Raw genomic sequence first — 9890 nt, 5'->3', positions numbered from 1 at the left:
CCAGAGCCAGAGCCAGAGCCAGAGCCAGAGCCAGAGCCAGAGCCAGAGCCAGAGCCAGAGCCAGAGCCAGAGCCAGAAAATGCCGCCCCGGCGCAGCAACCGCAAGCCGAACCTCAGCGCGCCAGCGCGCTGCCCCTTCTGTTTGCCGGCGTGATCACCGCGCTGTTCGGTTTTGTCGCGGGGCAATCCGGTCTGCTCGATTCCGTCTTTCCCCGGCCGGACACACCTGTTGGGGCCGATCCTGTTCTGGTCGAGCAATTGAACGACACCGTTTCTGACCTGACCGCGCGATTGGACGATGCCAATGCCCAAATTGCCGCATTGAACGCACAGATCGAAAACTTGCCCGCACCCACCTCAGGCGGCGCCGTTGATCTGGCACCGTTGGAACAGCAGATTGCAGACCTGACAGCACAGGTCGATCGGATCGACACGCAACCCGCAGCCCCTGCCGTGATACCAGACGCCGCCCTTGATGCGGCGCTCGCGGACCTGCGGGAAACCGCGTCGGCCCAACAGGCCGAAATTGACCGCCTGCTTGCCGATGCCCGCCTGGCCCGCGAAAGCGCCGAAGCCGCTGCAAGCGCCACCTTGGCGCGCGCCGCGATGAACCGCGTGCTGGCAGCCGTGGACAATGGCGGCCCGTTTGCGTCGGCGCTGGGTGATCTGGAACAGGCCGGTGTGACGGACATCCCCGACGCGCTGCGCGACGCGGCCGCGGATGGCGTACAGCCACTGGCCGAATTGCAAGCCACCGTGCCCGACGTGGCCCGCGATGCGCTGGCAGCGGCCCGGTCGGCGGAACAGGGTGGCGGACTGGGCGCGTTCTTTGAACGGCAGTTGGGCACGCGATCCATTCTGCCGCAGGAAGGGTCGGATCCGGACGCCGTGCTCTCTCGGATCGAGGCGGCGACGCGCGACGGACGTCTTGCAGATGCCCTGGCCGAGGTCGACGCGCTGCCCGACGCCGCAAAAGCGGCCCTTGGCCCTTGGTTGGAACAGGCGCAGCAGCGTCATCAGGCTGTTTCGGCCGCAAACGCATTGGCGCAACGCCTGTCGGCACTCTGAAGGGGCCTTTTCATGATCTGGTCATTGGTTAAAATCATCATTTTCGTCGTGGCAGTGGCCGCGCTTGCCCTTGGGGCCGGTTGGTTGCTTGAAACCGAGGGCGGCATTCAGATTGTCGTGGCAGGCAAGGAATATACGCTGGGCCCGCTGCAATCCGTGATTGCCCTGGGTGTGCTGATCTTTGCGGTGTGGGTCCTGCTGAAACTCATGGGGCTTTTGATCGCGGTCTGGCACTTCCTGAACGGCGACGACACCGCCATCTCGCGCTATTTCGAACGGCGCAAATATGCCAAGGGCTATGATGCGCTGGCCGAAGGGATGATGGCGCTGGCATCTGGCGAAGCGCGCACCGCATTGGCCAAGGCCGAAAAGGCGGATCGCTACCTTGACCGGCCCGAACTGACCAACCTGTTGACGGCCCAGGCCGCCGAACTGGCGGGCGACCGCAAAAAGGCAGAAGAGACATACCGCAAACTGGTCGCCAATGACGCGACACGCTTTGTCGGCGTGCGCGGGATCATGAAACAAAAGCTGGCCGATGGCGACACCGACACGGCCTTGCAACTGGCCAAAAAAGCGTTTGCCATCAAACCCAAACACGAAGAAACCCAGGACATCCTGCTGAAGCTGCAGGCTGACAAGCAGGATTGGAAGGGCGCGCGCGAAACCCTGAGCGCCAAGCTGAAACATGGCGCCTTGCCCCGTGATGTGCACAAGCGCCGCGATGCCGTTCTGGCGCTGAGCGAAGCCAGAACCATTCTGGAAAGTGACGAGACGATCGAGGCGCGCGAGGCCGCCATCGAAGCAAACCGCCTGTCCCCCGATCTGATTCCGGCGGCCGTCATGGCCGCACGCGGATATATCGAAAAGGGGCAGAAACGATACGCAACGCGGGTTCTGAAAAAGGCGTGGGATGCCCAACCGCACCCGGATATCGCAGCCGCCTTTGCCGAAATCGAGCCGGATGAAGATGCCGCCGCGCGCCTCAAGCGTTTTGCCGCGCTGACCAAGTCCAAACCGGACCATCCCGAAACCCGCATGCTGCTGAGCGAGCTGAACATCGCGGCAGAGGATTTCCCCGCCGCGCGACGGGCGCTGGCCGATCTGTCGGAAAGCGATCCCACCACCCGGTCCCTGACCTTGATGGCGGCCGTTGAACGTGGCGAAGGGGCCAGTGATGCCGTTGTTCAGGGCTGGCTGGCGCGGGCACTGACAGCGCCCCGCGGGCCGCAATGGGTCTGCGACAATTGCCACAATCTGCATTCCGAATGGGCCCCGACATGCGACAATTGCGGGGCCTTCGACACCATGTCATGGAAACGCCCCCCCAGCGTGGAACTCAACCTGCCCGGCGGGACCGAGATGCTGCCCCTCCTGGTCGGCGCACCTGCTGCGGACACTGAAACCGCCGTTGAGGTGATGGAAGACAGTGATGTGATCGAGGCAGAAGATCTGGGCAATCCGAACGGCAAGAACACCTGATGTCGCTTGGTTTGCTATTGTCATTGGGCAACGATTTGGGCGATTGACCGCCCGTGAGATAGAAATTTATGTGTGCCGCCGTTGTTTCCGGCTAAACCGACTTGGAGTGTGAGCCGCAAAGGCTCAGGGGGACATATCGTGCAACATCCTTTCCGCTTTTTGGCGTCTTTGATGGTGTTGGCTGTTGTCGCGGCGTGCACATTGCCGCGCGGTGCCGCCATCGAAAGCGAAGTGATCCGAAATCAGGACAACGATGATGCTGCATTCTCGGTTGTGCCGATTACCAAGGACAACGTATCCCAACTGGCCACGTGGCCCACGACGGGCTGGGAAGGTCACTATCACTGGTTTGCGCGCGACCCCGGTCCGAAATCCAATGTCATTCGCCCCGGCGATCAGATCGACCTCGTCATCTGGGACAATCAGGAAAACTCTCTGCTGACCGGCGACACGCAGCAAAACGTCGCGCTGACCGGGATCACCGTGTCCCCCAATGGCTCAATTTTCGTGCCCTACATCGACGAGGTGCGCATCAGCGGCTCGACCCCGGATGCCGCGCGTCGCCAGATCGAAGAACAATTGCGCGCCGTGGTCCCCGACCCGCAGGTGCAACTGGCCGTCACATCCGGTCCCGATAATTCGGTAGATGCGGTGCGCGGGTTCAATGCGCCCGGTACCTATCCGCTGCCCAACCGCAATTACTCCATCCTCAGCCTGATGTCGGCGGCGGGCGGGATTTCCGACAGCCTTCAAAACCCGCTGGTCCGCGTCATCCGTGGCGGCAGTTCCTATGAAATCCGCGCGGGCGATCTGTTTGACCGGCCATCCGCCAACGTCATCCTGCGCGGTGGCGACCAGATCATCGTGGAAGAGGACGACCGCTACTTCGTGGCGCTGGGGGCGACCGGGTCAGAAACCATCGTGCCCTTTACCCAGGAACGTATCAACGCCATCGAAGCGTTGGCCCTGGTGGATGGGATCGACGACGCACGCGCCAACCCCAAGGGGGTGCTGATCCTGCGGGATTACACCCGCAAGGACCTGCGCGCGGATGGGTCGGGCCCAACCAAGACCCAAGTTGTCTTTGCCGTGGACCTGACATCGGCGGATTCGCTTTTTGCCGCGCGCAAGTTCAACGTCAATCCCGGTGATCTGGTGATGGCAACCGAAAGCTCGGTCACGTCGATCCGCACCATCTTTGGCCTTGTGGGTTCGGTCGTGGGGGTCGGCAACGCGCTCGACAACAACTAAAAAGGGCCGCGCGATGCGCGACCCTGTAGTAGGCGAACAGGCGGGGAATTCCCCGCCTTTTTCATTCAGTAGCGGTAGTGTTCCGGCTTGAACGGGCCTTCGGGTGCGACGCCGATATACGCGGCCTGCTCAGGATCCATCTGCGTCAGCTTCACGCCGATCCGGTCCAGATGCAGGCGGGCGACTTTTTCGTCCAGATGCTTGGGCAGGATATAGACGTCGTTTTCGTACTTGTCGGTGTTTTGCCAAAGCTCGATCTGCGCCAGCACCTGGTTGGTGAAAGACGCCGACATCACGAAGGACGGGTGACCGGTGGCATTGCCAAGGTTCAGCAAACGGCCCTCGGACAGCAGAATGATACGGTTGCCCGAAGGCATCTCGATCATGTCGACCTGTTCCTTGATGTTGGTCCACTTGTGGTTCTTGAGGGCCGCAACCTGAATTTCGTTGTCGAAGTGGCCGATGTTGCCGACGATGGCCATGTCCTTCATCTCGCGCATATGCTCGATACGGATCACGTCCTTGTTGCCGGTGGTGGTAATGAACACGTCCGCCGTGGAAACAACGTCTTCCAGCAGAACAACCTCGTACCCGTCCATCGCGGCCTGCAGGGCGCAGATCGGGTCCACTTCGGTCACTTTCACGCGGGCACCCGCACCGCTCAACGACGCGGCAGAGCCTTTGCCCACATCGCCATAACCCATGACCACGGCCACCTTGCCCGCCATCATGGTGTCGGTGGCGCGGCGAATGCCGTCGACCAGCGATTCCTTGCAGCCGTATTTGTTGTCGAATTTCGACTTGGTGACGCTGTCGTTCACGTTGATCGCGGGAAAGGGCAGTTGGCCTTGCTTCACCAGATCATACAGACGGTGCACGCCCGTCGTGGTCTCTTCGGACACGCCCTTGATCTGGTCGCGCATCTTGGTGAACCAGCCGGGTGTCTCTTTCATTCGCTTGGCGATCTGCGCCTTGATCACGGTTTCCTCTTCCGATGTCGGAACCGGAATGATGTCCTCGCCCGCCTCGGCGCGCGCACCCAACAACACGTAAAGCGTTGCGTCACCGCCATCATCCAGGATCATGTTGGGGCCGTCTTCAAACTGGAACGACCGATCCAGGTAATCCCAATGCTCTTCCAGGCTCTGGCCCTTGATCGCAAACACCGGTGTGCCGCCCGCCGCAATGGCGGCGGCTGCGTGGTCCTGGGTCGAAAAGATGTTGCACGACGCCCAGCGCACATCGGCGCCCAGTTCGACCAGCGTCTCGATCAGAACGGCGGTCTGGATCGTCATGTGCAGCGACCCGACGATACGGGCACCGGCCAGCGGCTTGCTCTCACCATATTCCTGACGACATGCCATCAATCCGGGCATTTCGGTCTCGGCAATATCCAGTTCCTTGCGGCCATATTCAGCCAGTGCAATGTCTTTGACGACGTAATCCTGCGACATCCGTTCTGTCCTTTCAAATCGGGCTGAGGGGCAGATAGCACCGACACCCGAAAGGGGCAATCGCGGTGATGGGTCGCGGCCGCCTGACGGGTCGTTCAGCCGCCTTTCGTCGTCACATCGTCCAGAAATGCAATCGTTTCGGGCGTCGCATGCGTGCCGTCCCGGCCCAGTGAACGCTCAAGCGCCAGCAGCAGGTCGCTTGAACCAAGCCAATCATCGCCCTGACCCAAGACACAGGCCGTCCCGTTCCGCTTCAATTCCATCAAGGTCCAGGTGCCGGTGTCGGGCGAAGCCCACAATTGCTGAGCGTCCGCAGAGGCGCCGGATACGGGCGTCTCGCCGTACCAATCAATCAGGGCCGCCTCCATCTCGGCGGCGTCCATACACACGGTTTCGGCCCATGCTGTCGCCGGAAACACCATGCTGACACACATACACGCGATAAAACGCTTCATGACATTCTCCTTTGCGATACAACGTGTTGCCAGCCGTCAGGTTCCCGTCGCCGCGACGCCAGGCGGGTAAAACCGGTCCAATCACCCGCTTCCCCCCGTTCGGTGCCTGCGGTAGGAACACACAAGACCGGAGACCGACATGGCCAAACAACCCCGCGCATGGCAGCGCATGCTGTCAGGCCGCAGGCTCGACCTGCTTGACCCGACACCGATGGATATCGAGATCGCGGATATCGCCCATGGATTGGCCTTTGTCGCGCGCTGGAATGGTCAGACTGCAGGCGACTATGCCTATTCCGTGGCCGAACATTCATTGCTTGTTGAAACACTGTTTGGCCGCATCGCCCGGAATGCCCCGGCCAAGTGGCGGCTGGCCGCGCTTCTGCACGACGCCCCGGAATATGTGATCGGGGACATGATATCGCCCGTGAAGGCGGCCGTGGGCCCCGGGTACAAGGATCTCGACGAACGGCTGGAGGCCGCGGTGCATATCCGCTTTGGCCTGCCCGCCAAGGTACCGCAGCAGGTCAAGCGCCAGATCAAGAAGGCGGACAAGATCAGCGCCTGGATGGAAGCAACCCAGATCGCCGGATTTACCGAGGCCGAAGCCAGCAAGTTCTTTGGCAAACCCGAGCCCGGTCTGATCGACGGCTTGCAGATCGTTCTGCGGCCTCCGGTCGACACGCGCAACGCCTTCACCACCCGTCATGCCACGTTGTTGGAGCAATGCTCATGATCCACGTCCGACCCGCCATTGCGCTGGATGCGCCCTCGATGGCCGACCTTCTCAATCCGATCATCGAAGAGGGTGGCACAACCGCCATCACGACACGGGTGACCGGCCGGGACCTCGCCGACTGGATGGCCGAAAAAGGGCGATCCGCCTGGCACGTCGCGGTCGATGACGGCGAACGGGTCCTGGGCTTTCAGTGGATCGCGGCCGGGGCCGACTATCTGCCCAGCGACGCCGCCGAGATTGCGACATTCGTGCAGGTCGGACAAACCGGGCTTGGCATCGGCTCAAGGCTGTTCGACGCCACCCGCAAGGCCGCCAGGGATCTGGGCTATGCCTGGATCAACGCCAATATCCGCGCCGACAACGAAGGCGGGTTGATCTACTACCAATCCCGCGGGTTTCAGGACTATGGCCGGATCGAAGGCCATGAGATGGCGAACGGGCAGATCGTCGACAAGATCCTCAAGCGCTACGATCTTTGACCCGATGTGCACCGCAGCGGTGCACGGGTTGTGCATAGGTTGTGCACGCCTGGTGCACTGCGTTCCCGGCCCGGCAGTTTTCAAAAACCCAAATTCAGGGGCCGCACAAGCACATGCAGGCCCCCGTCTCTGTTTCCAATGAATCCTCAGGTATTCGCGGGCAGGCGGCCCCGGGTCCAACGCCTCAGCGTGGCGAGCGTTTCGCCAGAATGCGCTGCAATGTCCGCCGGTGCATGTTCAACCGCCGCGCGGTTTCCGACACGTTGCGGTCGCACAGTTCGTACACCCGCTGGATATGTTCCCAGCGCACGCGATCCGCGCTCATTGGATTCTCTGGCGGCGGCGGCAGATCATCCCCCGTGGCCAGCAGCGCATTGGTGATGTCCGTGGCATCCGCCGGTTTGGACAGGTAATCCGTTGCACCGATCTTGACCGCCGCAACCGCCGTGGCGATCGCCCCGTAACCGGTCAGGACAACAACCCGCGCATCGGGCCGTTTTTCCCGCAGGACCTCGACCACATCAAGGCCATTGCCATCCTCCAGCCGCAAATCGACAACGGCATAGGCTGGCGGGCGCGCGGTCGCGATGGCCTTGCCGGCCATGACGCTGTCTGCGGTTTCAATCTCGAAACCACGTTTCTCCATGGCCTTGGCCAGCCGCCGCAGAAACGGTTCATCATCGTCAACCAACAAAAGCGACTTGTCTTCGCCCAAATCCCGCAATGCCGCTTCGGCCATCGAATTCTCCAGTTCCCGCTTACTTTTCTGGCTGAACGAGAATATGGCGCGGGTGGTGACCGGGGTCAAATTTTTCCGGCAAAATCAGGCGTTTTCAACAAAGCACGCAACCCGGTCCGCCATCGCGTCCGCGCTGATGTCGCGACGAAAGAATTCGACGAACCCGTGTTCCGGCATCACGAGGTAGGTAAAGGTCGAATGATCCACCAGGTAGAATTCATCGGACTTGTCATGTGCCCGGTAATAGGTGCGATACGCCTTGCTTGCCGCGTCCGTCTGCTCCGGTGATCCCGTCAGCCCAATCATCTTTTCATGCAGGTTATAGGCGAAATCGCCCACAATTTCGGGCGTGTCGCGTTCCGGATCCACGGTAATGAACACCGGCGTCACGGACATGCCGCGTTCGGCCAGCACATCTACCGCCTCGGCGTTGCGGGCGGTGTCAAGCGGGCAGACATCGGGACAGAACGTGTACCCGAAATAGATCAGGCTGGGTTCGGTGATCACATCCTGGTCGGTGACTGTCTGGCCTTCGGCATTGACCAGTTCGAACGGTCCGCCAATCCCATTGCCGTCGCCCGCGATCTGCGTTGCGTTGCATTGGGCAAAGGCCGTGCCGTCCCCGTCCGACTGCGTGACCCACCAGATACCACCCAGAAAAAGGGCGGCGACAAGGGCGGCGACGGGTGCGATGATACGGGTCATGTTCGGCCTCCGGGCTAGGGTTGTACCCTAGCTATCAACATGGACCCCGAGTTCAATAAACGAAGAAGTGACACAATGGCGCAACCCGATTTCGGTCTGCTGACCGGCCAACAAAGATCAAACTGGATTCGCCTGCGCACGATGATCCTTTTGCGCTGGGTTGCAATCGTCGGGCAGCTTGTGGCGCTGACCGTGGCGCAGCGTCTGTATGGCCTGCAACTGGAACTTGGGCTGTGCTATCTGGCTGTAGGCGTGTCTGTCATCGGTAACCTGATCGCCATCTTCGTCTTTCCCGAAAACAAGCGCCTGACCGAGGTCGAGAACCTGCTGATGGTTCTGTTCGATGTTCTGCAACTTGGGTTCCTGTTGTTTCTTACCGGCGGCCTGAACAATCCCTTTGCGCTGTTGTTGCTGGGGCCAGTGACGATTTCCGCGGCCGTTCTGACGACGCGATCAACCCTTCTGGTCGGGGCCACCGCCATCGTGATCGTGACCATTCTGTCCGACTATCACCTGCCCTTGCGCACCCAGCAGGGGTTCATCCTGCGCATCCCCGACCTTTTTGTTTTTGGAAACTGGATCGCCCTTGTCATCGCAATCTGCTTCATCGGCCTCTACTCCCGCCGCGTCACCTCCGAAATGCATTCGATGTCTGACGCGCTGTCCGCGACCCAGATGGCGCTGTCGCGCGAACAGAAATTGACCGACCTGGGTGGTGTCGTCGCCGCTGCCGCCCATGAGCTGGGCACGCCCCTGGCCACCATCAAGCTGACCAGCGCCGAATTGATCGAAGAACTGGAAGACCGTCCGGAACTGATGGAGGACGCTGCCCTGATCCGCGAACAGGCCGACAGGTGCCGGGACATTCTGCGTGACATGGGCCGCGCCGGAAAGGACGACCTGCACCTGCGGCAGGCGCCACTGATGACCGTCGTACAGGAAGCGGCCGAACCGCATACGCACCGGGGCAAGCGGGTTGAATACACACATGACCCGGACGCAGGAGAGGAAATCGATCAGCCTGCCATTCTGCGCCAACCCGAGATCATCCATGGATTACGCAATCTGGTCCAGAACGCCGTGGATTTTGCCCGCTCGACCGTTTGGATCGAAGCGCATTGGACAGACACCTTGATCACCATTCGGATCATGGATGATGGCCGTGGCTTTCCTCCACAGCTGTTGGGCCGCATCGGTGATCCGTTTGTGCGTCGTCGCAAATCGTCAAATGAAAGGGCCCAGCGGCCCGAATACGAGGGGATGGGTTTGGGGCTGTTTATCGCCAAGACATTACTGGAACGGTCAGGTGCCGAACTGACCTTTGCCAATGGGTCTGACCCGTATGGGGCCTGGGCAGAATCGAATACCCATATCGGGGCAATTGTCGAGGTGGTTTGGCCGCGGGACATGGTTGATGCCCGCCGCGGGAAAAATGCGGTTTCGCTGGGTCGCAACGAACAAATCCGTATCTAGTCATGCGTGCGTTAAGAAGGCGTTAACTATCCTTACCCAATACTC

The 9890-nt window shown here is 60.9% G+C and carries 10 protein-coding genes; 6 read left to right on the top strand and 4 right to left on the bottom strand.

Features of this window, described 5'->3' with window-relative positions; all coding sequences use genetic code 11:
* From Q0844_RS12455 to Q0844_RS12445, 3 genes are all read left to right on the top strand, one after another.
* On the top strand, positions 1-1068 hold a 1068-nt coding region (locus Q0844_RS12455), incomplete at its 5' end, for a hypothetical protein (RefSeq protein WP_299045163.1).
* A 12-nt stretch (positions 1069-1080) separates the two neighbouring features.
* Complete coding sequence (locus Q0844_RS12450) at positions 1081-2550, top strand: heme biosynthesis HemY N-terminal domain-containing protein (protein ID WP_299045162.1); 1470 nt, start codon at positions 1081-1083, stop codon at positions 2548-2550.
* Positions 2551-2688: 138 nt separating this feature from the next.
* A complete protein-coding gene (locus Q0844_RS12445) occupies positions 2689-3801 on the top strand; it encodes a polysaccharide biosynthesis/export family protein (protein ID WP_299045161.1) in 1113 nt (370 codons plus the stop codon).
* A 65-nt stretch (positions 3802-3866) separates the two neighbouring features.
* On the opposite strand, the gene ahcY is transcribed toward Q0844_RS12445, so the two are convergent.
* Together ahcY and Q0844_RS12435 are read right to left on the bottom strand one after the other, a co-directional pair.
* Positions 3867-5255 carry an adenosylhomocysteinase gene (gene ahcY / locus Q0844_RS12440; RefSeq protein WP_299045159.1) on the bottom strand — a complete coding sequence of 463 codons (1389 nt, stop codon included), beginning with the start codon at positions 5253-5255 and terminating at the stop codon, positions 3867-3869.
* Positions 5256-5350: 95 nt separating this feature from the next.
* Positions 5351-5710 carry a hypothetical protein gene (locus Q0844_RS12435; protein ID WP_299045157.1) on the bottom strand — a complete coding sequence of 120 codons (360 nt, stop codon included), beginning with the start codon at positions 5708-5710 and terminating at the stop codon, positions 5351-5353.
* A 139-nt stretch (positions 5711-5849) separates the two neighbouring features.
* On the opposite strand from Q0844_RS12435, the gene Q0844_RS12430 reads away from it, so the two are divergent.
* Together Q0844_RS12430 and Q0844_RS12425 are read left to right on the top strand one after the other, a co-directional pair.
* On the top strand, positions 5850-6446 hold the full coding sequence (locus tag Q0844_RS12430) for an HD family hydrolase (RefSeq protein WP_299045155.1): 597 nt from the start codon (positions 5850-5852) through the stop codon (positions 6444-6446).
* A complete protein-coding gene (locus tag Q0844_RS12425) occupies positions 6443-6928 on the top strand; it encodes a GNAT family N-acetyltransferase (protein ID WP_299045154.1) in 486 nt (161 codons plus the stop codon). The genes Q0844_RS12430 and Q0844_RS12425 overlap by 4 nt, the downstream gene beginning before the upstream one ends.
* Positions 6929-7112: 184 nt before the next feature.
* On the opposite strand, the gene Q0844_RS12420 is transcribed toward Q0844_RS12425, so the two are convergent.
* Together Q0844_RS12420 and Q0844_RS12415 are read right to left on the bottom strand one after the other, a co-directional pair.
* A complete protein-coding gene (locus tag Q0844_RS12420) occupies positions 7113-7667 on the bottom strand; it encodes an ActR/PrrA/RegA family redox response regulator transcription factor (protein ID WP_299045306.1) in 555 nt (184 codons plus the stop codon).
* An 84-nt stretch (positions 7668-7751) separates the two neighbouring features.
* Positions 7752-8372 (bottom strand): SCO family protein, encoded by a 621-nt coding sequence (locus Q0844_RS12415; protein ID WP_299045153.1) that lies wholly within the window; start codon positions 8370-8372, stop codon positions 7752-7754.
* Positions 8373-8447: 75 nt separating this feature from the next.
* Here Q0844_RS12415 and regB point away from each other — a divergent pair, with 75 nt between their 5' ends.
* Positions 8448-9845: a sensor histidine kinase RegB gene (gene regB / locus Q0844_RS12410; protein ID WP_299045152.1), complete on the top strand. Its 1398-nt coding sequence runs from the start codon at positions 8448-8450 to the stop codon at positions 9843-9845.
* Positions 9846-9890 lie beyond the last annotated feature (45 nt).

It is taken from the genome of uncultured Tateyamaria sp. (assembly GCF_947503465.1).
GTDB lineage: Bacteria > Pseudomonadota > Alphaproteobacteria > Rhodobacterales > Rhodobacteraceae > Tateyamaria.
The sequence above is the reverse complement of the archived record's forward strand: the minus strand, read 5'-3'. Positions and strand labels throughout refer to the sequence as shown.